This is a genomic window from Kitasatospora sp. NPDC057518 (assembly GCF_042802075.1).
GTDB lineage: Bacteria > Actinomycetota > Actinomycetes > Streptomycetales > Streptomycetaceae > Kitasatospora.
In genome coordinates this window covers 1-25,083 of the sequence record NZ_JBHVEU010000077.1, presented here as the reverse complement: position 1 = coordinate 25,083, position 25,083 = coordinate 1, and the positions used below count along the sequence as shown (strand labels likewise).

General features: G+C 73.2%; 20 protein-coding genes. 16 read left to right on the top strand and 4 right to left on the bottom strand.

Annotated features, from left to right (window positions below):
* Positions 1-25: 25 nt before the first annotated feature.
* The 4 genes from ACFU7Z_RS11010 to ACFU7Z_RS10995 form a co-directional block, all read right to left on the bottom strand.
* Positions 26-2,455, bottom strand: coding sequence for a DUF3488 and DUF4129 domain-containing transglutaminase family protein (locus ACFU7Z_RS11010; RefSeq protein ID WP_375874005.1), 2,430 nt, complete (start codon positions 2,453-2,455; stop codon positions 26-28).
* Positions 2,452-3,771 carry a DUF58 domain-containing protein gene (locus ACFU7Z_RS11005; protein ID WP_049651925.1) on the bottom strand — a complete coding sequence of 440 codons (1,320 nt, stop codon included), beginning with the start codon at positions 3,769-3,771 and terminating at the stop codon, positions 2,452-2,454. The genes ACFU7Z_RS11010 and ACFU7Z_RS11005 overlap by 4 nt, the downstream gene beginning before the upstream one ends.
* Before the next feature lies 1 nt (position 3,772).
* Entirely contained in the window at positions 3,773-4,717 is a 945-nt protein-coding gene (locus ACFU7Z_RS11000; RefSeq protein ID WP_107086444.1) for a MoxR family ATPase, read from the bottom strand.
* A 360-nt stretch (positions 4,718-5,077) separates the two neighbouring features.
* On the bottom strand, positions 5,078-5,620 hold the full coding sequence (locus ACFU7Z_RS10995; protein ID WP_380777302.1) for a beta-class carbonic anhydrase: 543 nt from the start codon (positions 5,618-5,620) through the stop codon (positions 5,078-5,080).
* 537 nt (positions 5,621-6,157) lie between these two features.
* On the opposite strand from ACFU7Z_RS10995, the gene rsmH reads away from it, so the two are divergent.
* The 16 genes from rsmH (at position 6,158) to ACFU7Z_RS10915 (ending at position 24,856) form a co-directional block, all read left to right on the top strand.
* Positions 6,158-7,132, top strand: a complete 975-nt coding sequence (gene rsmH, locus ACFU7Z_RS10990) for a 16S rRNA (cytosine(1402)-N(4))-methyltransferase RsmH (protein WP_049651922.1) — start codon at positions 6,158-6,160, stop codon at positions 7,130-7,132.
* Positions 7,133-7,288: 156 nt separating this feature from the next.
* Complete coding sequence (locus ACFU7Z_RS10985) at positions 7,289-7,813, top strand: hypothetical protein (protein WP_380777301.1); 525 nt, start codon at positions 7,289-7,291, stop codon at positions 7,811-7,813.
* A 64-nt stretch (positions 7,814-7,877) separates the two neighbouring features.
* Complete coding sequence (locus ACFU7Z_RS10980) at positions 7,878-10,124, top strand: penicillin-binding transpeptidase domain-containing protein (protein WP_380741662.1); 2,247 nt, start codon at positions 7,878-7,880, stop codon at positions 10,122-10,124.
* Between the two features lie 94 nt (positions 10,125-10,218).
* On the top strand, positions 10,219-11,784 hold the full coding sequence (locus ACFU7Z_RS10975; protein ID WP_049658287.1) for a UDP-N-acetylmuramoyl-L-alanyl-D-glutamate--2,6-diaminopimelate ligase: 1,566 nt from the start codon (positions 10,219-10,221) through the stop codon (positions 11,782-11,784).
* Positions 11,781-13,184, top strand: coding sequence for a UDP-N-acetylmuramoyl-tripeptide--D-alanyl-D-alanine ligase (murF, locus tag ACFU7Z_RS10970; protein WP_117487436.1), 1,404 nt, complete (start codon positions 11,781-11,783; stop codon positions 13,182-13,184). Before ACFU7Z_RS10975 ends, murF begins: the two co-directional genes overlap by 4 nt.
* Entirely contained in the window at positions 13,184-14,245 is a 1,062-nt protein-coding gene (mraY, locus tag ACFU7Z_RS10965; RefSeq protein ID WP_074000913.1) for a phospho-N-acetylmuramoyl-pentapeptide-transferase, read from the top strand. Before murF ends, mraY begins: the two co-directional genes overlap by 1 nt.
* The gene (gene murD / locus ACFU7Z_RS10960) at positions 14,242-15,714 is read left to right on the top strand and encodes a UDP-N-acetylmuramoyl-L-alanine--D-glutamate ligase (RefSeq protein ID WP_380777299.1); all 1,473 of its coding nucleotides are present in this window, start codon (positions 14,242-14,244) and stop codon (positions 15,712-15,714) included. The genes mraY and murD overlap by 4 nt, the downstream gene beginning before the upstream one ends.
* A 91-nt stretch (positions 15,715-15,805) precedes the next feature.
* Positions 15,806-17,143, top strand: coding sequence for a putative lipid II flippase FtsW (ftsW, locus tag ACFU7Z_RS10955; protein ID WP_375874002.1), 1,338 nt, complete (start codon positions 15,806-15,808; stop codon positions 17,141-17,143).
* A gap of 6 nt (positions 17,144-17,149) precedes the next feature.
* Positions 17,150-18,256 carry an undecaprenyldiphospho-muramoylpentapeptide beta-N-acetylglucosaminyltransferase gene (gene murG / locus ACFU7Z_RS10950; RefSeq protein ID WP_049649525.1) on the top strand — a complete coding sequence of 369 codons (1,107 nt, stop codon included), beginning with the start codon at positions 17,150-17,152 and terminating at the stop codon, positions 18,254-18,256.
* Positions 18,249-19,025: a cell division protein FtsQ/DivIB gene (locus ACFU7Z_RS10945; protein ID WP_117487434.1), complete on the top strand. Its 777-nt coding sequence runs from the start codon at positions 18,249-18,251 to the stop codon at positions 19,023-19,025. Before murG ends, ACFU7Z_RS10945 begins: the two co-directional genes overlap by 8 nt.
* A gap of 364 nt (positions 19,026-19,389) precedes the next feature.
* Complete coding sequence (gene ftsZ / locus ACFU7Z_RS10940; protein WP_049649527.1) at positions 19,390-20,622, top strand: cell division protein FtsZ; 1,233 nt, start codon at positions 19,390-19,392, stop codon at positions 20,620-20,622.
* Positions 20,619-21,350: a peptidoglycan editing factor PgeF gene (gene pgeF / locus ACFU7Z_RS10935; RefSeq protein ID WP_380777297.1), complete on the top strand. Its 732-nt coding sequence runs from the start codon at positions 20,619-20,621 to the stop codon at positions 21,348-21,350. Before ftsZ ends, pgeF begins: the two co-directional genes overlap by 4 nt.
* Entirely contained in the window at positions 21,350-22,138 is a 789-nt protein-coding gene (locus ACFU7Z_RS10930) for a YggS family pyridoxal phosphate-dependent enzyme (protein WP_079271769.1), read from the top strand. The genes pgeF and ACFU7Z_RS10930 overlap by 1 nt, the downstream gene beginning before the upstream one ends.
* A 307-nt stretch (positions 22,139-22,445) precedes the next feature.
* Positions 22,446-23,063: a cell division protein SepF gene (locus ACFU7Z_RS10925; RefSeq protein WP_049649528.1), complete on the top strand. Its 618-nt coding sequence runs from the start codon at positions 22,446-22,448 to the stop codon at positions 23,061-23,063.
* 99 nt (positions 23,064-23,162) lie between these two features.
* Positions 23,163-23,444: a YggT family protein gene (locus ACFU7Z_RS10920; RefSeq protein WP_030060143.1), complete on the top strand. Its 282-nt coding sequence runs from the start codon at positions 23,163-23,165 to the stop codon at positions 23,442-23,444.
* Positions 23,445-23,503: 59 nt separating this feature from the next.
* Positions 23,504-24,856, top strand: coding sequence for a DivIVA domain-containing protein (locus ACFU7Z_RS10915; protein ID WP_117487433.1), 1,353 nt, complete (start codon positions 23,504-23,506; stop codon positions 24,854-24,856).
* Positions 24,857-25,083 lie beyond the last annotated feature (227 nt).

The window sequence follows — 25,083 nt, the reverse complement described above, 5'->3', positions numbered from 1 at the left end:
GGTGTCCGGAAGGGAAACCCCCGGGTCAGGACTCCGGGGTGGACCCCTTGCCCCGGGTGAGGACCCGCCGCACCGGCGCGGAGACGGCCTCGACCGCCCGGCCGACCGCGGCGCCGGCTGTCGCCCGGGCCGCCCGCGCCGCGTCGGAGATCCGCCACCACAGCTGCGCCGAGGACGGCGGCAGCAGCAGCGCCCTGGTCCGTCCGGCCCGGCCGGCGGCCGCCCGCAGCCCGCGCCGCACGGTGCGGACGTCGGCGGCCAGCGGTTCGGTGACGGGCTGCCCGGGCGGGGCGTAGAGCACCCGCTCGGTGGCCAGCGCCAGTCGGCCGGTGGCCGCCGCCGAATCCGCGTCCAGGTGGGCCTTCTCGGTGATCCGGTGGGCCGCCGAGCGCGGGGTGCGTGACTCGTCCGGGGGAATTCCGAGGTCCCAGGCGGAGTCGACCAGCTCGTCCCAGGCGGCCAGCACCTGGGCGTCGGTCAGCTCCGCCGCTCCGCTCCCGCCGGGCCCGCGCCGCCCGCCGCCGCCCAGCCGGCGACGGCGCACGGCCGCGCGCCAGACCATCGGGACGAGCAGCAGGGCGATCAGCGCGAGCACCGCGGCCAGGGTGCCGAGCACCTGGCCGGAGAGCAGCCAGGACTCCTCGGCGGTCTTGGCGACGGCCTTGTCCTTGGAACCGCACTCGCCGAGCTGGCGCTGCTTGGCGGTGCAGTCCGAGCCGGAGCTCGGCAGCGGGGCGGCCGAGGCGGTCTGCGGGGCGGCGGTCGCCTGCTGGGTCGGCGCGGTGGTCGGGGCGGTGGACGCCTCGGTGTAGCGGGTCGGGACGCCGCGGCTCGGGGTCGGCTCGAAGCGGAGCCAGCCGTAGCCCGTGAAGTACAGCTCGGGCCAGGCGTGGTACATCCGGCCGGTCACCGAGTAGACGTTGCCGCCCTTGCTGTCGCCGGGGGTGAAGCCGACGGCCACCCGGGCCGGGATCTTCAGCTCCCGGGCCATCGCCGCCATGGTGGAGGCGAAGTGCACGCAGAAGCCCCGCCGGTCGCGCAGGAAGACGGCGATGGCGTTGCTGCCGGTGCCGCCGCTGACGGCGGTGTCGTACGTGAAGCCCGGCCCGGTGAACCAGTTGACCAGCGCCGTCGCCCGGTCGAAGTCGTTCTTCGCGCCGGCGGTGACGGCCTTGGCCTGCTCGGCGACGACCGGCGGCAGGTCGGTCGGGAGGGCGGTGTAGCGCTCCCTGATGTCCGACGGCGCGGTGCCCGCGAGGCGCAGCTCGTTGGCGGTGGGCCGCACGTCCAGGGCGGTGACGTGGTAGCTCAGGCCGCGGATCGCCTTGTCGCTGGTCGGCAGGACGGTACGGGTCAGCGGGTCGAGCTTCCAGGCGCTCCGGTCGGGGAGCTGGACGGAGGCGGCCGGGTAGGGCATCGGCAGCCAGCTCCCCCCCAGCCGCTCGTCGACCTTGAAGTCGCCCTCGAACCGGGCCACCTGGGGATCGCGCAGGCCCTCGGGGGCGGGCAGGGCCGCCGGGAGGTCCTGGACGGTGGTGCTGCCGAGCCGCCAGTTGACGCCGTCGAACTGGTCGAGCGAGCCGGTCCGCAGGTAGACCTGGTCGGCCAGCGGGGTGTCCAGGGTGTAGCTGAGCAGCTCCGCGTCGGTCGGCTTGGAGATCGCGGCCTCCAGGCTGACCAGCGGGTCGAGGCTGGTCGACAGGCTCCCGCCGACGCCCTTGCCGCCCGATCCGCCGGAGCCGGAGTTCAGCAGCCCGAAGCTCCAGTGCGGCAGGACCACCGGCAGCAGCAGCGCCACCGCCAGGGCCAGCACGCCGACCTGCCGGCCGCCCGGGCTGACCCGGCCGGACTCCACCGAGCCGCGCGCGCCGCCGTAGAACACCCGGCCCCAGCGGGAGACCCGGTCCTGGCCCTCGGCGAACAGCAGCAGCAGGTAGCCGGCCGCGGCGACGGCGAACCAGACCCAGCTGCCGTGCTCCCCGGCCAGGCCGTTGCCGACCGAGTACAGCGCCAGCAGCGGCAGCCCGGCCAGCGCCGAGCGCCGGTAGGTCACCGCGACGGTGTCCACCGCGACGGCGATCAGCCCGATCGCCGAGACCAGGATCAGCCGCAGTCCGGCGGTGGGCGGAGCCGGGATGGCGTACTGCTGTATGTCGTCCAGGCCGGCGGTGAAGACCTGGTCCAGGACCCGCAGCGCGGACGGGCCGGGCAGCATCCCGCCCTCGCCGGCGAAGCCGAGCAGCAGCAGGAGGAGCAGGACCAGCAGCTGCCCGAGCGGCACCGTCCAGCGGTACACCGGGGCGCGGCGCAGGCCCGCGCCGGCCGCGGCGACCACGGCGATCACCAGGAGGGCGTGGGTGAGCCAGCTGCGGGTGGTGAGCAGCGGCATCATGCACAGCGCGGCGAGGGCGGTGGCCAGCGCCGAGTACGCGGTCAGTTTGGCCCGGGTGGTCACGCGCCGGCCTCTTCTCGGTAGGGGGCGGTCGTCCGGCTGCCGTCGGCGGCCCGCCACAGGTCCGGTACGGAGTCCCCGGCCCGTACCGGGATCACCGTCCAGCCGGCTTCGCGCAGCTGCTGGACCCGGGCCCGGAAGTCGTCGCCGCCGGTGTCCGGGGCGAGCATCCGCAGGCCGGCCCAGGTGCCGGTGTCCAGCAGGAAGGCGATCGCCCCGCCGGCGCGGCTGCGCAGCCGGCCCAGCCGGGTGGCCTGGGCGTCGTCCAGCTCGCCGAGGACGGCGACCAGCAGGCCCTCGCCGCCGGCGCGCAGCGGGTCCTCGGCACGGGACAGGGTGCCGCCGTCGGACAGGTCGGCGACCGCGAGGGCGTCCAGGACCAGCCCGGAGGTGTCGGCGCCGCTGTGGCTGCCGCCCGCGCCCGGCCCGGGCACCGACAGCCCGGTGTCGGTGAGCAGCCGGGTCTGGTAGCCGCGCTCCAGCAGGTGCACGGCGACCGAGGCGGCGCAGCCGACCGCCCACTCGAAGGAGGAGGCGGGGCCGCTGCCCCGGTGGGCGATCTCCCGGGTGTCCAGCACGACGGTGGCCCGGGCCTGCTGCGGCTGCTCCTCGCGGCGCACCATCAGCTCGCCGTACCGGGCGGTGGAGCGCCAGTGCACCCGGCGCAGGTCGTCGCCGGGCCGGTACTCGCGCAGGATCACGTCGTCGTCGCCGGCCAGCGCCAGGGTGCGGCTGTGGCTCTCGCCCTGGCCGATCCACTCGCCGCTGAGCCGTACCGACGGCAGCGCCTGGACCTGGGGGACGACGGTGAGGACGTCGGAGGCGGTGAAGGCGCGGGTCACCTCGCACATCCCGAACGGGTCGGCCAGCCGCAGCTGGAGCGGCCCGAGCGGGTAGCGGCCGCGCAGGTCGGAGCGGACCCGGTAGGAGACCTCGCGGTGGCCGCGCGGCTCGACCCGGTCCAGCACGAAGCGCGGGCGCGGCCCGAGCACGTACGGGACCTTGTCCTCCAGCAGCAGCACCCCGGTGGGCACCCGGGAGACGTTGTCGACCCGCAGGTGGACCCGGGCCTCCTGGCCGGCGACCGCCCGGCGCGGGCTGAGCCGGCGTCCGCTGGCCACCCGGTAGCGGGTGTTGGCGACGACCACCACGGCGACCAGCGGCAGCGCGGCGAGCAGGACGCCGACGCGCAGCAGGGCGTCCTGGTCGAGCAGGTAGGAGCAGGCCACCGCGGTGACCCCGGCGGCGAGGAAGGACCGCCCCCGGGTGGTGAGACCGCGGAACCCGGCCCGCAGTCCCGATGATTCGGACTGGGCCACCTCAGCCCCTCCGGACGGCCGGGCCGCCCTGCGGGCGCGGCAGCGGCAGCCGGGCGACCAGGTCGGCCACGATCTGCTCGGAGGTGCGGCGGCTGAGCTGGGTCTCGGCGGTCGGCATCAGACGGTGCGCCAGGACCGGGACGGCGAGGCGCTGGATGTCGTCGGGGGTGACGTAGTCGCGCCCGTCCAGCGCGGCGGCGGCGCGGGCGGCCCGGACCAGGTGCAGGGTCGCGCGGGGCGAGGCGCCTAGGCGCAGCTCGGGGCTGGTGCGGGTGGCGCCGACCAGGTCGACGGCGTAGCGGCGGACCGGGTCGGCGATGTGCACGGTGCGGACCAGGTCGATCAGCTTGAGGATGTCGGAGGCGTGCGCGACCGGCTGGAGGTCCTCCAGCGGGCTGGCGCCGGCGTGGGTGTCGAGCATCGCGAGCTCGGCCTCGGGGCTGGGGTAGCCGATCGAGATCCGGGCCATGAAGCGGTCGCGCTGGGCCTCCGGCAGGGGGTACGTGCCCTCCATCTCGACCGGGTTCTGGGTGGCCACGACCATGAACGGCGAGGGCAGTTCGTAGCTGGTGCCGTCGATGGTGACCTGGCGCTCCTCCATGGACTCCAGCAGCGCCGACTGGGTCTTCGGCGAGGCGCGGTTGATCTCGTCGCCGACCACGACCTGGGCGAAGATCGCGCCCGGGCGGAACTCGAAGTCGTGCCGCTGCTGGTCGTAGATGTTGGTGCCGGTGACGTCCGAGGGCAGCAGGTCGGGCGTGAACTGGATGCGGCGCACGGTGCAGTCGAGCGAGCGGGCGAGCGCCTTGGCCAGCATGGTCTTGCCGACGCCGGGCACGTCCTCCAGCAGCAGGTGGCCCTCGGCGAGCAGGACGGTCAGGGCGATCCGGACGGCCTCCGGCTTGCCCTCGATCACGCTCTCGACGTTGCCGCGCACGCGGTCCACGACCGCGGCGAGTTCGGGGAGCCCGGTCTGCCGGAACCCGCCCGCCCGCTGCGGTTCGCCCCCCGCGGGACTGCCGAGTCCGGCCTGATCCTTGTAGCTCGTCACCCGTATACGCTCCCTGGCACCCTGTGCCCGCCCCGTCCCGAGGCCGGACCCCACCCCATGCTTGACGCGGCCGTCCCGGGGGCGGTTCCGAACGAGGAGCCGGCGGCCGGGAAGGCGGCCTGCGGCCTGGCCGCCCCAGGTGGTTCGGGGTCCGACCGGCAGGCGCATTCTCCCCTGCGGGATGGCCAGAAGTCACCATTCGGAGGTGCCCGAATGCCCGGACACCGTCGGCCGGGCAGGGTCGGGGCGGGTCGCTCAGTCGATCTCGCGGAGCAGGCCGGTGTGGACGTCGAAGACGAAGCCGCGGACGTCGTCGGTGTGCGGCAGGAAGGGAGAGGTGCGGACGCGCTGCATGGACTGGCGGACGTCGCCGTCCAGGTCGACGAAGGCCTCCACCGCCCACTGCGGGCGCTGGCCGACCTCCAGCTCCAGCTCGCGGCGGAAGTCCTCGGTCAGCCCGAGCAGGCCGCAGCCGGTGTGGTGGATCAGCGCGATCGAGCGGGTGCCGAGGGCGCGCTGGCTGATGGTCAGGGACCGGATGGTGTCGTCGGTGACGACGCCGCCGGCGTTGCGGATGACGTGGGCGTCGCCGAGTTCGAGGCCGAGCGCGGCGAACAGGTCGAGTCGGGCGTCCATACAGGCGACCACGGCGATCTTCTGCACCGGGCGGGCGTCCATGCCGCCGTCCCGGAAGGTCACCGCGTAGGCGCGGTTGGCCGTGACGAAGCGGTCGATGACGGTGGGTCTGGCAGGGGCGGCAGCGGCGTTCGGCGAGGGCCGGTCGGGTGTCACTGTCATGGGGGCGACGTTAGTGCGGATCGGGCCCGCGCGGTGGGGCCGGGAGCTACAGAACGGCGGGCCGTGATCGGGTGCATCGCCACAACGGGAGCTGCTCCCGGAGCGGCCGCCGCCGACCCCGCACGCGGGGCGGCCAGGGGGCGCGCGCCCGCCGCCGAAGGCCCCCGATCCGGACCGCCGCCGGTCCGCCCCGAGGGCCGCGACCTGCGGTGATCCGTACCGCCGCCCGGGTGGTGCGCCGGAGCGGGCCATTGACTGGCAGGGGCCGCGCGATAGAGTTTGCGGCGCAGTGGAGCACACCCGCCGGGGCCCGTCAACGGGGCTTCCCCGGCCGGTGCGGCCCGGTCGAAGCGGCCCGTGGCCTCCTCCCGCTCCGTGCCCACCTGGCGCACCTTCCCCGGCGCCGGGCGGTCACGACCTTCCCCTCGAGCGGGCGGGGACCACGGGCCGCTTCGTCGTGCCGGGGCACGGTGGGCGAGAATGGTCGCAGCTCCCGGACGTCGGGCTGCTCCGCACCGAGGAAGGGCGCCACCGCGCATGACCACCAACGAACCGGGCCCCAAGCACGTTCCGGTGATGCTCCAGCGGTGCATGGACGCGCTCGCACCGGCGATCTCGCGCCCCGGGGCCGTCGTGGTGGACGCCACCCTCGGCCTCGGCGGGCACAGCGAGGCGCTGCTGACCCAGTTCCCTGAGGTGCGGCTGGTCGCGGTGGACCGCGACCCGGCGGCGCTGAAGCTGTCCGGCGAGCGGCTGGCCCCCTTCGGCGACCGGGCGACCCTGGTGCACGCCGTCTACGACGAGATCCCCGAGGTGCTGGAGCGCCTGGACATCGACCGGGTCGACGGCGTCCTGTTCGACCTCGGCGTCTCCTCGATGCAGCTGGACGAGGCGGACCGCGGCTTCGCGTACGCGCAGGACGCGCCGCTGGACATGCGGATGGACCAGACCCGGGGGATCAGCGCGGCGGAGGTGCTGAACACCTACGGCCACGGCGACCTGGCCCGCATCCTCAAGGTGTACGGCGAGGAGCGGTTCGCCGGGAAGATCGCCTCGGCGATCCTGCGGGAGCGGGAGAAGGAACCGTTCACCAACAGCGCGCGTCTGGTCGAGTTGGTGCGGAACGCCATTCCGGCGGCGACCCGTCGGACCGGCGGGAACCCGGCCAAGCGGACGTTCCAGGCGCTGCGGATCGAGGTCAACGGCGAGCTGGAGGTCCTGGACCGGGCGATCCCGGGGGCGCTGGACGTCCTCGCGATCGGCGGCCGGATCGTGGTGATGTCCTACCAGTCGCTGGAGGACCGGCTCGTCAAGCAGTACCTGGCCGCCGGTGCGACCAACACCGCTCCGCCGGGGCTGCCGTTCATCCCGGAGGAGCACCAGCCCTGGCTCAAACTGATCACTCGCGGTGCCGAGCTGGCCACCGAGGAGGAGATCGAGGAGAACCGGCGCGCCGCGCCCGTACGGCTGCGGGTGGCGGAGAGGATCAGGGACCGAAGCAAGCGGGGCTGACGAACCGGCCCGGCGGGGTCCGAAGGGCGGAGGAAAGCGGTGGGGCCGGTGGCCGGTGAGGTCCGGGCGGGGCGGGGAGGACTCCCCGGGCAGGGCAGGGCGCGGATCACGGTCCGGCCGGGCAGGCGTCCGGTACGGAGGCGCACACCGTTCGCGGTGCTCGTCGTGGTGCTGCTGGCGGCCGGGCTGCTCGGCCTGCTCGCGCTGAACACCGCACTCAACGAGGGCTCCTTCGAGCTGTCCCGACTGCAGAAGCAGACCACCGTGGCGACCGACGAACAGCAGAGCCTCCAGCACGAGATCGACCAGAGCTCGGCCCCGGACGCGCTGGCCAGGCGCGCCGCCGAGCTGGGCATGGTCCCGGCCGGCGGGATGGCCTTCCTGGACATCCCGAACGGCGGCAAGGTGGTCGGCACCCCCGGCCCGGCGCAGGACAGCCCGCCGGTCAAGCGGTCCACGGCCGAGCCGTGGCCGACCAGGACCCCCTCCGGTGCCGCCCAGCCGAGCGCGGCCCTGCCCGCCGCCGGGCCGTCACCGGCCGCGCCGCAGCCGGGCGGTGCCCCCTCGCCGGCCGCGCCGCCCGCACCGGCCCCGGCGACGTCCGCCGGCGATTCGGTGATCCAGCTCAACCCGGTCTCGCCCGCCGCGGCCGCGAAGCCGAACGGAGGCGCGGGCCGATGAGCCAGTGGACCGTCAGAAGGGGTGACGGGCGCGAGGCGCCCGGCGAGCGCGGCGAGGTGGCCGCATGAGCACTCCACGTCAGCCGGGCGGGAGCGGCGGTTCCGGCAGCGGCAACGGCCGCCGTCCGGTGCCCCGGGGCACCGCGCCGCGCGCGCAGTCCGCCGCCGGCCGCGGTCAGCCCACCAAGGCCCAGCCCGCCAAGGGGCAGCCGGCCAGGAGCCAGCCCGCCAAGGCCCAGCCCTCCCGCAGCCAGCCGGCGAAGGGCCAGCCCGCGCGCAGCCAGTCGGCCAAGGCCCAGCCCGCCAAGTCGGCCTCCGCCGGCCGGACCCCGCGGGCGCCGCAGCAGCGCCGCCCCGAGGGGCGCCCGCCGGCCCGCAGCCAGGCGGCGGTGCGCCCGAAGAGCCGTCCGCCGCTGCGCCCCAAGGCGCTCAAGCTGGCCGAGCCGAAGCGCCGGCTGCGGGTGATCTCCGTGGTGCTGTCGCTGGTGTTCTCCGTCTTCGCGGGCCGCCTGGTGCAGCTCCAGCTGGTGGACGCCGACGCGCTGGCCGCCGACGCCAACACCAACCGCTACATGAACATCCCGATCACCGCCGAACGCGGCTCGATAACGTCCTCCGACGGGGTCGCGCTGGCGGCCACCGTGGACGCGTACGACATCACCGCCGACCCGGCGATGTTCACCCCGGAGGCGACCGGCATCCCGGACGCGCCGGAGCAGGCGGCCGCGCTGCTGTCGCCGATCCTCGGCGTGCCCAAGGAGAAGATCGCCACCGACCTGCACACCCCCAAGACCCGCTACAAGCGGCTCGCGGCCCAGCAGACCCCGGCCGCCAAGAAGCAGATCAGCGACCTCAAGTCGGGCCTGGAGAAGCAGGCCGGCTCGCGGGCCTGCCAGGCCCAGAAGAAGCTGCTCGGCAAGCCCGCCGACCAGGGCGGGCGCACCCGGGTGGACAACGAGTGCGCCAACCCGCTGGCCGGGGTGTTCAACCGGGAGACCCAGAAGCGGATCTACCCGGCGGACGGCCTGGCCGCCAACCTGGTCGGCTTCGTCAACGCCGAGGGCGAGGGCGCCGGCGGCCTGGAGCAGCAGTACCAGAAGCTGCTGGCCGGCAAGGACGGCCACAGCAGCTACGCCCAGTCGGGCGGGCGGCTGGTGCCCACCGCCGGGGGCTCGATGGAGCCGGCCGTACCGGGCGACGACGTGAAGCTGACCATCAACCGGGACATCCAGTGGGCCGCCCAGCGGGCGATCACCGACCAGGTGGCCAACTCCGGCGCGGAGAAGGGCTACGTGGTGGTCCAGGACGTGAAGACCGGCCAGGTCCTCGCGATGGCCACCGCGCCCGGCTTCAACCCGAACGACCTGAGCCTGGCCAAGCAGTCCCAGATGGGCAACCCGGCCCTGGTCGACGCGTACGAACCGGGCAGCACCGCCAAGCTGATGAGCCTGGCCGCAGTGCTGGACTCCGGCACGGCCAACTGGGACACCAAGGTGACCGTGCCCAACCGGCTGGTCCGGGCCGGGCAGCAGTTCAAGGACGACGTCGAGCACGGCGACTGGCACCTGACCCTGGCCGGGGTGCTCGCCAAGTCCTCCAACATCGGCACCATCGAGGCGGTCGAGACCCTCGGCGGCGGCGACCAGCTGAAGACCAACCAGGTGCTGGACGGCTACATGCGCAAGTTCGGGGTGGCCCAGCCGACCGGTCTGGGCTTCCCCGGGGAGACCTCCGGGATGCTCAAGAAGCCGGAGGACCTGGTCGCCTCGGAGAAGTACAACATCTCCTTCGGCCAGGGCCCGCTGCAGATGAACGCGCTCCAGGCCACCTCGGTCTACTCGACCATCGCCAACGGCGGGGTGCGGGTCGCGCCCAGCATCGTCCAGGGCGTCACCGACCCGAACGGCAAGTACGCCCCGAGCGCGCCGGGGGAGCAGACCCGGGTGGTCAGCCCGGAGACGGCCAAGACCCTCACCTCGATGCTGGAGTCGGTCGTCGACGACGAGCAGGGCACCGGCGGCAAGGCCGCCATCCCCGGCTACCGGGTCGCGGGCAAGACCGGCACCGCCGACCGGGGCGCCGCCGACGGCAAGGGCTACGACGGCTACACCGCCTCCTTCATCGGCTTCGCCCCCGCCGACGCCCCCCGCTACACCGTCTCCTGCACCCTCCAGGGCCCGGTCAACGGCCACTTCGGCGGCCAGCTGTGCGGCCCGGTGTTCAAGCAGGTGATGGAGTTCACCCTGAAGACCATGCAGGTCCCGCCGAGCGGCAGCCCGGCGCCGAACCTGGCCGTCGAGTGGAAGCCGTGAGCGCACGATGAGCAACGGACCGGCCGGGCCGGAGCACGGCGCGGCGGAGGGCCGGTTTGGCCCTGGACACCCTTCGGCGGATAGCCTTCCCGCCGTGCCGAAACCCGATCAAACCACCGTGAGTCCGCCCCGTCCGACCGGGACCACCGCCCTGCCGCTCGCCGAGCTGGCCGCCGAACTGGGCCTGCCGCCCGTCGAGGGCGGCGCCGTCACCGGCGTCACCCACGACTCCCGCGCGGTCCGTCCGGGCGACGTGTACGTGGCCTTCCCGGGCGCCAACCACCACGGCGCGGCGTTCGCCGGCAAGGCCGCGGAGTCCGGCGCGGTGGCGGTGCTCACCGACCCGGCCGGCGCCGAGCAGGCGGCCGCCACCGGCCTGCCGCTGCTGGTCGTCGACCGGCCGCGGGCCGTCATGGGCGAGCTGGCCGCGATCGTCTACGGCCGCCCCTCCCGGCGGCTGCTGATGATCGGGCTGACCGGCACCAACGGCAAGACCACCACCTCCTACCTGGTCGAGGGCGGCCTGCGCGGCGCCGGGCGCAGCCCGGGCGTGATCGGCACCGTCGAGATGCGGGTCGGCGAGGAGCGGATCAAGAGCGAGCGCACCACCCCCGAGGCCACCGACCTGCACGCGATCCTCGGCGTGATGGCCGAGCGCGGCGCCGACGCGGTGACCATGGAGGTCTCCAGCCACGCCCTGGTCTTCGGCCGCACCGACGGGGTCGCGTACGACGTCGCGCTGTTCAACAACCTGACCCCCGAGCACCTCGACTTCCACCCGGACATGGAGGACTACTTCCAGGCGAAGGCCCGGCTCTTCCAGCCCGGCAAGTCCCGCCACGGCGTGGTCAACCTGGACGACGAGTACGGCCGCCGGCTCGCCGCCGAGGCCAAGATCCCGGTGACCACCTTCTCCGCGACCGGCGCCGCGGCGGCCGACTGGCGGGCCGTGGACGTCCGGCTCGGGCCGGTCGGCTCCACCTTCAAGGTGCTGGGCCCGGACGGCGCCGAGGCCGAGGCCTCCGTCCCGCTGCCCGGCCCGTTCAACGTCGCCAACGCGCTCGCCGCGATCACCCTGCTGGTCGCCGCCGGCCTGCCGCTGGAGCGGGCCGTGGCCGGCGTCGCCGCCGTCCCCGGCGTGCCCGGCCGGCTGGAGCGGGTGGACGCCGGACAGCCGTTCGTCGCCGTCGTCGACTACGCGCACAAGCCGGACGCCCTGCAGGCCGTCCTCGCCTCGCTGCGCGAGGTCACCGAGGGCCGGCTGCACGTCGTGGTCGGCTGCGGCGGCGACCGCGACCCGCACAAGCGCGGCCCGATGGGCGCCATCGCCGCCCGTCTCGCCGACACCGCCCTGCTGACCAGTGACAACCCGCGCAGCGAGGACCCGCTGGCGATCCTCGCCACCATGCTGACCGGCGCCGCCGCGGTGCCCGAGGCCGAGCGCGGCGACGTCCTGGTCGTCCCCGACCGGGCCGAGGCGATCGGCCTCGCCGTCGCGCGCGCCCGGGCGGGGGACACCGTGCTGGTGGCCGGCAAGGGCCACGAGCTCGGCCAGTACGTACGAGACGAGATCCGCCCCTTCGACGACCGGGAGGTGCTGCGCGAATCCATCGCGCGGACCACGGCCGCACGGGGCGACCGAGGAGTAGAGCAGCAGTGATCGCACTGACCCTCGCCGAGGTGGCCGCCGCCGTCGGAGGCACGCTGGACGGCGCCGACCCGGACGCCCTGGTCACCGGCCCGGTCGAGGTCGACTCGCGGAAGGTGGCCCCCGGCGGCCTGTTCGCGGCCTTCGTCGGCGAGCACGTGGACGGCCACGACTACGCGGCCAAGGCGGTCGGGGACGGCGCCGTCGCGGTGCTGGCCTCCCGCCCGGTCGGCGTGCCCGCCGTCCTGGTCGACAGTGTGGTGGAGGCGCTCGGCCGGCTGGCCCGCGCCGTGGTCGCCCGCGCCGGGGGCACCGCCGTGGTCGCGCTGACCGGCTCGGCCGGCAAGACCAGCACCAAGGACCTGATCGCCCAGCTGCTCCAGCGCCGCGGCGAGACCGTCTACCCGCCCGGCTCGCTCAACAACGAGATCGGCCACCCGATGACCGCGCTGCGGGTCGAGGCCGGCACCCGGCACCTGGTCATGGAGATGGGCGCCCGGCACAAGGGCGACATCGAGTACCTCACCTCGATCACCCCGCCCCGGATCGGCGTGGTGCTCAACGTCGGCACCGCCCACGTCGGCGAGTTCGGCTCCCAGGAGGCGATCGCCGAGGCCAAGGGCGAACTGGTGGAGTCGCTGCCGGCCGACGGCGCCGCGATCCTCAACGCGGACGACCGGCTGGTGCGCGCGATGGCCTCCCGTACCAGGGCGAAGGTGGTCCTGTTCGGGGAATCGCCGGACGCCCACGTCCGGGCCACCGACGTTCGCCTGGACGCCACCGGGCGGCCATCGTTCACGCTCACCACCCCGGCCGGTTCCGCGCCCGTGCAGCTGCGCCTGTACGGTGAGCACCACGTCTCGAACGCCCTCGCCGCCGCAGCGGTGGCGGTGGAGCTCGGGATGTCCGTCGACGACACCGCGGCAGCCCTGGGCGAAGCGGGTGCGCTGTCCCGCTGGCGCATGGAGGTCGTCGACCGGGCCGACGGTGTCACCGTCGTGAACGACGCCTACAACGCGAACCCCGACTCGATGCGGGCCGCGCTGCGGGCGCTCGTCTCGATGGGTGGCCGGGGCCCGGAGCGCCGCCGCACCTGGGCGGTGCTCGGCGAGATGCGGGAGCTCGGCGAGGACAGCCTGGCCGAGCACGACGCCATCGGGCGGCTCGCCGTCCGGCTGGACGTCACCAAGCTGGTGGCGGTCGGCGGACGCGAGGCGGCCTGCATGGAACTCGGCGCGAGGAACGAAGGTTCGTGGGGTGAGGAGTCGGTGCTGGTGTCCGACGCGGACGCGGCGGTCGAGCTGCTGCGCAGTCAGCTGCGGCCGGGGGACGTGGTCCTGGTGAAGGCTTCCCGTTCGGTGGGGCTGGAGAAGGTGGCCGAGGCCCTCCTGACGGACGGTGTGGCCGCCTGATGAAGCAGATCCTTTTCTCCGGGATGATCGGTCTCATCCTGTCGCTGCTCGGCACCCCCGCCCTGATCAAGGTGCTCGCGAAGCACGGCTACGGCCAGTACATCCGGGACGACGGCCCCAAGGCGCACCACAGCAAGAAGGGCACGCCCACCATGGGCGGCATCGCCTTCATCCTGGCGACCCTGATCGCGTACTTCGCCACGAAGGCGATAACGGGCGAGAGCCCGACCGCCTCCGGGCTGTTGGTGCTCTTCCTGACCGCGGGCCTCGGCCTGGTCGGCTTCCTGGACGACTACATCAAGGTGGTCAAGCGCCGCTCGCTGGGCCTGCGGGCCAAGGCGAAGCTGGCCGGCCAGTCGATCGTCGGCCTCGGGTTCGCCATCCTGGCGATGCAGTTCCCGGACGACCGCGGGCTCAACCCGGCGTCCCAGAGCCTGTCCTTCGTCCGGGACTTCAAGTGGGCGATCGGCCCCGTCCTGTTCGTCATCTTCGCGTACTTCATGATCGCCGCGATGTCGAACGGCGTGAACCTGACGGACGGTCTGGACGGCCTGGCCACCGGCGCCTCGGTGATGGTCTTCGGCGCCTACACCTTCATCGGCATCTGGGAGCACACCCAGAGCTGCGCCTACGCGATCACCGCGACCGCCAACTGCTACGACATCCGGGACCCGCTGGACCTCGCCGTCGTGGCCTCCGCCCTGATGGGCTCCTGCTTCGGCTTCCTGTGGTGGAACACCTCGCCCGCCAAGATCTTCATGGGTGACACCGGCTCGCTCGCCCTCGGCGGCGCCCTGGCCGGTCTGGCGATCTGCTCCCGCACCGAACTGCTGCTCGCCCTGCTCGGCGGCCTCTACGTGATCATCACCCTCTCGGTGATCATCCAGGTCGGCTCCTTCCGGATGACCGGCAAGCGCGTCTTCAAGATGGCGCCGTTGCAGCACCACTTCGAACTCAAGGGCTGGACCGAGGTCCTGATCGTCGTCCGGTTCTGGATCATCCAGGGCCTGTGCGTCGCCGTCGGCCTCGGCCTGTTCTACGCGGGATGGGTGACCGGATGACCGACCCCGACCTGACCACCCCGGCCCCGGCCAACCCGGCCAACCCGGACTTCGCCGGCCTGCCGGTCGCCGTCGCCGGGCTCGGCGTCTCGGGCATCAGCGCCGCGCGCGTCCTGCACGGCCTCGGCGCCCGGGTCACCGTGGTGGACGGCGGCAGCGGCCCCGGCCTGGCCGCCCGGGCCGCCGAGCTGGAGGCGCTCGGCGTCACCGTGCGGCTCGGCGACGGCGCGAGCCTGCCCGAGGGCACCGAACTGATCGTCACCTCGCCCGGCTGGGCGCCGGACAGCCCGCTGTTCGCCGCCGCCGAGGCGGCCGGGGTGCCGGTCTGGGGCGACGTCGAGCTGGCCTGGCGGCTGCGCAGGCCGCTGCCCGGCACCGGCGAGCCCGCCCCCTGGCTGGCCGTCACCGGCACCAACGGCAAGACCACCACCGTCCAGATGCTCGCCTCGATCCTCACCGCCGCCGGCAAGCGCACCGCCGCGGTCGGCAACGTCGGGGTCTCGGTCCTGGACGCGGTGCTCGCCGAGGAGCCGTACGACGTGCTCGCCGTCGAGCTCTCCAGCTACCAGCTGCACTGGGCGCCCTCGCTGCGCCCGCACTCGGCCGCGGTGCTCAACCTGGCGCCCGACCACCTCGACTGGCACGGCTCGATGGAGGCGTACGCCGCCGACAAGGGCCGGATCTACGAGGGCAACACGGTCGCCTGCGTGTACAACCTGGCCGACCCGGCCACCGAGGCGCTGGTCCGCGAGGCCGACGTCGAGGAGGGCTGCCGGGCGATCGGCTTCGGCCTCGGCGCCCCCGGCCCGTCGAACCTCGGCGTGGTGGACGGGCTGCTGGTGGACCGCGCCTTCGTCGAGGACCGGGCCAAGAACGCGGCCGAGCTGGGCGCGGTGTCGGACGTGAACCCGCCGGCCCCGCACAACATCGCCAACGCGCTCGCCGCGGCGGCGCTGGCCCGGGCGTACGGCGTCGAGCCGAAGGCCGTCCGGGAGGGCCTGCGGGCCTTCCGCCCGGACGCCCACCGGATCGCCGAGGTCGGCGTGGTCCGCGAGGTCACGTACATCGACGACTCCAAGGCCACCAACACCCACGCGGCGGCCGCCTCGCTGGCCGCCTACCGGCCGATCGTCTGGATCGCCGGGGGCCTGGCCAAGGGCGCGACCTTCGACGACCTGGTGCAGGGCGCGGCCGAGCGGCTGCGCGCCGTGGTGCTGATCGGCCAGGACCGGGCGGTGATCCGGGAGGCGCTGGAGCGACACGCTCCGGATGTGCCGGTGATCGAGGCGGCCGAGGGCCAGACTGGCGCGGTGGCGATGGCCGAGGTCGTTCGAACGGCCGCGTCGCTCGCCCGATCGGGTGACACGGTGCTGCTGGCGCCGGCCTGCGCCTCGATGGACATGTTCACCAACTACGGCGAGCGCGGCGACCTCTTCGCGGCGTCCGTCCGGGAGCTGGCGGGCGAGTAGTCAGGCGGGTGGACGGGCCGGCGCGGGCGCGTCGGACGGAGAGAGTGAGCGGGGAGCGGTGGCGGGGCAGGGCAGAGCGGATTCCGGCGTTGTGAAGCGGGACGCCGCCGAGCCGATGAGGGTGATCTCCGCCACCACGACCAAGTACAAGTCGGCCGGTCCGCTGGCCCGCCTCCAGGCCTTCCGGGCCCGGTGGCGGTACTGGCTGGACCGGCCGCTCACCCCGTACCTGCTGGTGCTCGGCAGCACCCTGCTGCTGGTCGTGCTCGGCCTGATGATGGTCTTCTCGGCCTCGCAGATCCTCGCCCTGAACCAGCACCACACGGCGCAGTACTACTTCCTCAAGCAGCTGATCGCGGCCATCCTCGGCCTGGTCCTGCTGATCGGCTTCGCCTCCGTCCCGGTGGCGGTGCTGCGGGTGATCACCTACCCGGTGATGATCGCGGTGATCGGCGCCCTCACCCTGGTCGCCATCCCCGGCATCGGGGTGCGGATCAACGGCAACCAGAACTGGCTGGATTTCGGCTTCTTCCAGTTCCAGCCCTCGGAGTTCGCCAAGCTCGCGCTGGTGCTCTGGGGCGCCGACCTGCTCGCCCGCAAGCAGAAGGCCGGCACCCTCAACTCGTGGAAGCACCTGCTGGTGCCGCTGGTGCCGGGGGCCCTGCTGCTGCTCGCGCTGATCATGTTCGGCGGCGACATGGGCACCTCGATGATCCTGGTGGCGATGCTGTTCGCGCTGCTCTGGATGGTCGGCGCGCCGCTGCGGCTGTTCGTGGCCACCGTCGGGGTGGCGGTGGTGGTCTGCACCGCGCTGGTGGTCACCGTCCCGCACCGGGCCGAGCGGCTGGGCTGCATCGGCGTCACCAAGCTCGACCCGGAGGGCGCCTGCTTCCAGGCCCTGCACGGCGTCTTCGCGTTCGCCAACGGCGGCGGCTTCGGTACCGGCCTCGGCGCCGGCGTGGAGAAATGGGGCCAGCTGCCCGAGGCGCACACCGACTTCATCTTCGCCGCGACCGGCGAGGAACTCGGTCTGGTGGGGACGCTGTCGGTGCTCGGTCTCTTCGCGGCACTAGGCTACGCGGGTATCCGTGTGGCCATCGGTACGAAGGACCCCTTCGTCAGGTACGCCGCGGGAGCCGCCACCACCTGGATCATGGCGCAGGCCATGATCAACCTGGGGTCGGCGCTGGGACTGCTGCCCATCGCGGGCGTCCCGCTCCCGCTGTTCTCCTACGGCGGTTCCGCCATGCTGTCGGCCATGTCCGCGATCGGTGTGCTGCTGTGCCTGGCGCGCAGCACCTCGGGCGCGAAGGCGGCCCTGGCCGCCCGGAGCAAGAACTCCCGGATCAGGAGACAACTGGCCCGGGTGCTGCCACGACGACGAACCACAGCGCGCCCGGCCCCGGGGCCGGCACGCAGGGAGCGGTGAATTTCGGTGCATGTCGTACTCGCCGGCGGGGGGACCGCCGGTCACATCGAGCCGGCCATGGCCCTCGCGGATGCCCTCCGCAGGCACGACCCGTCCGTCGGGATCACCGCCCTGGGCACCGAGCGCGGACTGGAGACCCGGCTGGTACCCGAGCGCGGCTACCAGCTCGAGCTCATCCCGGCCGTCCCGCTGCCCCGCAAGCCCACCCCGGAGCTGATCACCGTCCCCGGCCGGCTGCGCGGCACCGTCCGGGCCGCCCAGGAGATCATCGAGCGGGTCAACGCGGACGCCGTGGTCGGCTTCGGCGGCTACGTCGCGATGCCCGCCTACCTGGCCGCCAAGCGGGCCGGGGTGCCGATCGTGGTGCACGAGGCGAACGCCCGCCCGGGCCTGGCCAACAAGATCGGCGCCCGCTACAGCGACTTCGTGGCGGTCTCCACGCCGGACAGCAAGCTGCGCGACTCCCGGTACATCGGCATCCCGCTGCGCCGGACCATCGCCACCCTGGACCGCGGCGCGGCCCGTCCGGAGGCCCGCCAGTACTTCGGCCTCGACCAGCGGCTGCCCACCCTGCTGGTCTCCGGCGGCTCCCAGGGCGCCCGCCGGCTCAACGAGACGATCACCGCGATCGCCCCGCGGCTCCAGCAGTACGGCGTGCAGATCCTGCACGCGGTCGGCCCGAAGAACGAGCTGCCGCAGGTGGCGGACGTCCCCGGGATGCCGCCGTACCGCCCGGTGCCGTACCTGGACCGGATGGACCTCGCCTACGCGGCCGCCGACATGATGCTCTGCCGGGCCGGTGCCATGACGGTGGCCGAGCTGGCGGCCGTCGGCCTGCCCGCCGCCTTCGTCCCGCTGCCGATCGGCAACGGCGAGCAGCGGCTGAACGCCCAGCCGATGGTCAAGGCCGGCGGCGGTCTGCTGGTGGACGACGCCGAGCTGACCCCGGACTGGGTGCTGCAGAACGTGCTGCCGGTGCTCACCGACCCGCAGCGGCTGTGGGACATGAGCCGTTCGGCCGCCGAGTTCGGCCGCCGGGACGCCGACGACCTGCTGGTCGGCATGGTCTACGAGGCCATCCAGGCCCACCGCGGCGGCCGCCGCCGTGGCTGACGGCCGGCTCGCCGACCCGCTGGAGGAGGAGCTGGAGGTGGAGGAGTCCGCTCCCCGCCTCCGGCTCTCCCGGCGGGGCATCGTGGTGCTGGGCGCGCTCGGCGCCGCGGTGCTCGGCGTGCTGGCCTGGCTGGTGTTCTTCTCCTCGGTCCTGGACGTGCGCACCGTCGCCGTCCAGGGCGCGGGCGACGACAAGCTGACGCCGGACCAGGTCCGCGAGGCGGTCGGCGGGCTCGGTGACGGGCCGCTGGCGCGGGTGGACCTGGACGGCGTCCGGCACCGGGTGGAGGGGATCCCCCGGGTGGCCAGGGCCGAGGTGTGGCGGGGCTGGCCGCACACCCTGCGGGTGAAGGTCGTCCAGCGCACGGCGGTGGCCGCGGTCAAGGGGGACGACGGCCGGTTCACCCAGGTCGACGCCGGGGGCGTGAGCTTCGCCACCGAACCGGCCCCGCCCGAGGGCGTCCCGGTGGTCGAGCTGCGACTCAGTCAGCAGGCGAACGACGTCGACGGGGTGATCTCCCGTCCGCAGCTGGTGCAGGGCGCGGTGGCGGTGGCCGCCGGGCTGCCGCCGGAGGTCGCCAAGCGGGTCGGCTCGGTGCTGGTGCACTCGTACGACGACATCCAGTTGCAGCTCAGCGGGGGTGTGACGGTGCGTTGGGGGAGTCCGGAGCAGATCGACCGCAAGGCCCGGGTCCTGGTCGCGCTCCTGAACCAGAAGGGCACGAACTTCGACGTGACGGCGCCGGAGGCGCCGGCGGTGTCGGGATGATCCGGTAGGTTCTCTGCCTGAGGGAGGGGTTGACGCCTTGAAGTGTCGGCCCGACTCTTGGTGGTCACCCCCGGTTTCCTAAGCCGGCCGATGATCACATAGGCTCAAAAGAAAAAGGGAAGCTCGGCGTGTTCGTTGAAACGCGTGCCTGGAGCCACCTAGTGTCCTGTGTCACCAGACTGTGTTTCCTGGTGATGTGACGGAGACACAGAACTAACCCTAAAGGTCAAGTTTAGGGTTGGGGTCGGCGGTCGGCATTTCGGACATTCAGTCAGAAACCAGGCTCCCTACCCATCGACATCCGTCGGTACGGCCCCGCCCCGGGTCGGGCCGACCCGGAAATTCGAGGCGAGAGGCCTTCGACGTGGCAGCACCGCAGAACTACCTCGCAGTCATCAAGGTCGTCGGAATCGGCGGCGGTGGTGTCAACGCCATCAACCGGATGATCGAGGTCGGTCTCAAGGGCGTCGAGTTCATCGCGATCAACACCGATGCGCAGGCCCTCCTGATGAGCGACGCCGACGTCAAGCTCGATGTGGGCCGTGAACTCACCCGGGGCCTCGGCGCCGGCGCCAATCCCGAGGTCGGCCGCAAGGCCGCCGAGGACCACCGCGAGGAGATCGAGGAGGTCCTCAAGGGGGCCGACATGGTCTTCGTGACCGCCGGCGAGGGCGGTGGCACGGGCACGGGCGGCGCGCCCGTCGTCGCCAACATCGCGCGCTCGCTGGGCGCCCTGACGATCGGCGTGGTCACCCGCCCCTTCACCTTCGAGGGCCGCCGCCGGGCCAACCAGGCCGAGGACGGCATCGCCTCCCTGCGCGAAGAGGTCGACACCCTCATCGTGATTCCCAACGACCGGCTGCTGTCCATCTCGGACCGCCAGGTCAGCGTCCTCGACGCGTTCCGCTCGGCCGACCAGGTCCTGCTCTCCGGTGTCCAGGGCATCACCGACCTGATCACCACCCCGGGTCTGATCAACCTCGACTTCGCCGACGTCAAGTCCGTCATGTCGGACGCCGGTTCGGCGCTCATGGGCATCGGCTCGGCCCGCGGTGAGGACCGCGCCAAGGCCGCCGCCGTGATGGCGATCTCCTCGCCGCTGCTGGAGGCCTCGATCGACGGCGCCCGCGGCGTGCTGCTGTCCATCTCGGGCGGCTCCGACCTCGGCCTGTTCGAGATCAACGAGTCGGCCCAGCTGGTCAGCGAGGCGGCGCACCCCGAGGCGAACATCATCTTCGGCGCCGTCATCGACGACGCGCTCGGCGACGAGGTCCGGGTCACCGTCATCGCGGCCGGCTTCGACGGCGGGCAGCCGCCGGCGATCGTCCGCGACCCGGTCGTCAAGTCCACCACCCCGGAGCGCCCGGCCACCCCGCCGGCCGCCCCGGAGCGCCCGGCCGGCCGCCCGTACGGGACGATCGGCTCGGTGACGTCCCGTTCGGAGGGCGAGTCCTCGACCACCACGTCGAGCCGGAGCGCCGAGACCTCGACCACCACGACCGCCTCCGCCCCGGTTCCGCCGCAGGTGCAGCCGGCCCGGCAGCCGTTCGTGGAGAGCCCGGCCGAGGAGCTCGACGTCCCGGATTTCCTTAAGTGATCGATCACGCGATCCGCGCGGGTGCTCACTTCGCCTTCACCTCACGGTGGGGCGGGGTGAGCACTTCGCCGTACGGGGAGCTCAACCTCGGCGGCGCGGTGGGGGACGACCCGGAGGCCGTGCGGGAGAACCGGGCGCTGGCCGCCCGGCGGCTGGGGCTCGACCCGGCCGACGTGGTGTGGATGAACCAGGTGCACGGCGCCGAGGTCGCGGTGGTGACCGAGCGCCAGCCGCTCGGGCAGGCCCCGACGGTGGACGCGGTGGTCTCCGACCGGCCGCTCGCGCTGGCGGTGCTGACCGCCGACTGCACCCCGGTGCTGCTGGCCGATCCGGTGGCGGGCGTGGTGGGCGCGGCCCACGCGGGCCGGCCCGGGCTGGCGGCCGGGGTGGTGCCCGCGGCCGTCCGGGCGATGGTCGAACTGGGCGCGGAGCCCTCGCGGATCACCGCCGCCACCGGGCCCGCGGTCTGCGGCCGCTGCTACGAGGTGCCGGCCGAACTGCGCGCCGAGGTCGCCGCGGTGGTGCCGGAGGCCTTCGCCGAGACGTCCTGGGGGACTCCGGCCCTGGACGTGCCGGAGGGAGTCGCGGCCCAGCTGGCCGCGGCGGGGGTCAAGGAGCTGGTGAGGTCACCGGTCTGCACCCTCGAATCCGCCGATCACTACTCCTATCGCCGCGAGCAGCGCACCGGCCGGCTCGCGAGCTACATCTGGTTGGGCTCTGATCACTGATGACGAACGACATCTACGGACCGTTCCCGGGGAGCGCCGCGTTCGTGGCGGCGCTGACGGAGGGCCAGCGGGCCCGGTACGAGGAACTCGGCACCAACCTCGACGTGGTCGAGCGCCGGATCGCGGACGCGTGCGCGGCCGCCGGGCGCGCCCGGAGCGAGGTCACCCTGGTCGTCGTCACCAAGACCTACCCCGCCGAGGACACCGCGCTGCTGGCCGGACTCGGTGTGACGGACGTCGCGGAGAACCGTGACCAGGACGCCGCTCCCAAGGCGGAGCAGTGCAGAAACCTTCCTCTTGACTGGCACTTCGTCGGCCAGCTGCAGACCAACAAGGTCCGCTCGGTCGTCCGGTACGCGAACCACGTGCACTCGGTGGACCGGCTCCGGCTGGTCCAGTCGCTCTCCGCGGCGGTGCTCAAGTCGGAGCGCCCGGAGCTGGGTTGCCTGGTGCAGGTGGCGCTGGACAAGGCGTACGGGGAGGGTGAGCACCGGGCGGGGGTCGCGCCGGAGGACGTCGCGCAACTGGCCGACGCGATCGCCGACACGCCCGGGCTGCGGCTGGACGGTGTGATGACCGTCGCTCCGCTGGCGGGCCCGCTGGCCGGGGATCCGGCCCGCGCCTTCGATCGGCTGACGGAAATCGCAACCGCCGTACGGGCGGACCATCCGGCTGCCACCATGGTCTCCGCAGGGATGAGCGGCGACCTTGAGCAGGCGATTGCCGCCGGAGCGACACATGTGCGCGTCGGAACGGCGGTACTCGGAGTGAGGTCACCCCTCAGGTAACGTCACCGGGTAAGTAGATCAGACAGCAGGACAAAATAGGACAGAATCTAGCAGCTCTTCGGAGCGCTAGCGAACCGTGGATCGCAGCTCCGCGGCCCCCACTCCACGAAACTGACCGGCCGTCGGGCTGACGCGCCGTCGTGGAGGGGCCGCGGAATCCGCAGGCAGGGCCGTCATGTGCCCGGGTTGCCGGGACGGAGCCGGTCCTGACGGAGCGAGCGGAGCGAGCGACCATCAGAAGGTGCGCGCATCGCGAAGCCCGCCACCGAGCGTCAGCGAGGTGGCTATGAGCGGAGGAGACAGGAGCATGGCCGGCGCAATGCGCAAGATGGCGGTCTACCTCGGCCTCGTGGAGGACGAGACGTACGACGGCCAGGGGTACGACCCCGACGACGACTACGACGCGGACCCCGAGCCGATCCGGACGGGCCAGCGGACCGAGGACATCCCCCGGCCGGCCCCGGCTCCGGTGGCCGCCGCGCCCGCTCCGGTCTCCTCGATCGCCCCGCAGCCGGTGCCCGCGGCGGTGCCGATCCGACAGGAGACTCCGAGGATGGCCCCCGTGTCGTCCATCACACCCGAACGTCGCCACAACCTGGAGAAGAGCGCACCGGTGATCATGCCCAAGGTCGTGAACGAACGAGAGCCCTACCGCATCACCACGCTGCACCCCCGGACCTACAACGAGGCCCGTACCATCGGGGAACAGTTCCGCGGCGGCACCCCCGTGATCATGAATCTGACGGAGATGGACGACACCGACGCGAAGCGCCTCGTAGACTTCGCCGCTGGACTCGTCTTCGGTCTGCACGGCAGTATCGAGCGCGTGACACAGAAGGTGTTCCTGCTGTCGCCTGCTAACGTCGATGTCACGGCGGAGGACAAGGCTCGGATCGCCGAGGGTGGGTTCTTCAACCAGAGCTGACCCGGCCACGACTTTACGTGTGGATCTGATCAACAGTGGTTTAGCGACAGGTGACGAGCGGCAGGCCCGAGGGATCGGGACCGGGGAGAGGGAAACGCGATGGACATCGTGTGGGCGGTGCTCTACTACGCCCTGACCGTCTTCCTGGTGTTCCTGCTCGTACGACTGGTCATGGACTGGGTCTTCCAGTTCGCGCGTTCGTGGCGGCCCGGCAAGGCCATGGTCCTGGTCCTGGAGGCCACGTACACTGTCACGGATCCGCCGCTCAAGCTTCTTCGGCGGCTCATTCCGCCGTTGCGTTTCGGGGGCGTGGCGCTCGACCTGTCCTTCTTCGTACTGATGATCATTGTGTATGTCCTGATCTCGCTTGTGCACCCCTAGTCGTAGGTGAGCGATGCGACAGGATGCCGGTGTGCCGACGATCACGTTGAGGTGAAGAGATGCCATTGACCCCCGAGGACGTTCGGAACAAGCAGTTCACGACCGTCCGCCTGCGTGAAGGCTATGACGAGGACGAGGTCGATGCCTTCCTCGACGAGGTCGAGGCGGAGCTGACCCGCCTCCTCCGGGAGAACGAGGACCTGCGCGCCAAGCTGGCCGCGGCGACTCGTGCCGCCGCGCAGAACCAGGCCAACCTGCGCAAGGAGCCGCAGCAGGACGCGCCCCGACAGGGCGGCGCTCCGGTGCCGGCGGCCATATCCGGTCCGCCGGTCCCCGGCCAGCAGGGTCCGGGCGGCCCGCAGCAGATGGGCCCCGGTGGTCCGCAGCAGATGGGTCCGGGTGGTCCGCAGCAGATGGGCCCCGGCGGCCCGCAGCAGCAGATGGGCAACCAGCCCCTCGGCCTGCCCGCCGGATCCGCCCCGCAGCTTCCCGCTGCCGGCGGCCCGCAGCAGCAGCAGATGAACCAGACCATGGGCGGCCAGCAGCAGCTGGTCCAGCCGATGGGCGGTCAGATGCTCCAGCCCATGGGCGGTCCCGGTGGCCCGCAGCAGATGGGCAACCCGATGGGCCAGGGCATGGGCCAGCAGCAGATGCAGCCGATGGGCGGCCCCATGGGCGGCCCGCAGCAGCAGCAGATGCAGCCGATGGGCGCCCCGATGCAGCAGCAGGGCCCCGGTGGCGACAGCGCGGCCCGCGTGCTGGCGCTCGCTCAGCAGACCGCCGACCAGGCGATCTCCGAGGCCCGCTCCGAGGCCAACAAGATCGTCGGCGAGGCGCGCAGCCGGGCCGAGGGCCTGGAGCGCGACGCCCGTGCGAAGGCCGACGCGCTGGAGCGGGACGCGCAGGAGAAGCACCGCGTCGCGATGGGCTCGCTGGAGTCGGCGCGGGCCACGCTGGAGCGCAAGGTCGAGGACCTGCGGGCGTTCGAGCGTGAGTACCGCACCCGTCTGAAGTCGTACCTGGAGACCCAGCTGCGTCAGCTGGAGTCGCAGGCCGACGACTCGCTTGCCCCGCCGCGGATCCCCGCCACCGCGTCGCTGCCGCCGGCGGCCTCGTCGATGGCTCCGGCCGGTGCCGGCGCGATGAGCGGCGGTGCGCCGAGCTTCGGTGGCGGCCAGCCGTCCTTCGGGGGCAACTCGCCGTCCTTCGGCGGGAACAGCTCCTTCGGTGGCAACTCCTCGGCGCCGAGCTTCGGCGGCCAGTCGACCGGTGGCAACAGCGGTGCTCCGCAGATGCAGCCGGCCGGGATGACCCAGCCGATGGCGGCCGTCCGTCCGCAGCCGCCGCAGCCGATGCAGCAGGCTCCGGCGCCGATGCGGGGCTTCCTGATCGACGAGGACGGCGACAACTGAGGTTGTAGCAGCGCCTTCCGAGAGCGCCCCCTTTCCGACCCACGGGTCGGGGAGGGGGCGCTCTTCTGCGTGGGGGGCGTGCGGGGAGGGGAAGCGCTGCGGCCGGGGGCGTGGGGAACCGGGCGGGGGCACGCGGGAGCCGGGGTGGCTGCGGGGCGTGGGCGGGTACGGCGAAGCCGCCGTCACCCCGGGGTGACGGCGGCTTCGTTGTCGGGCGGTCAGGCCCG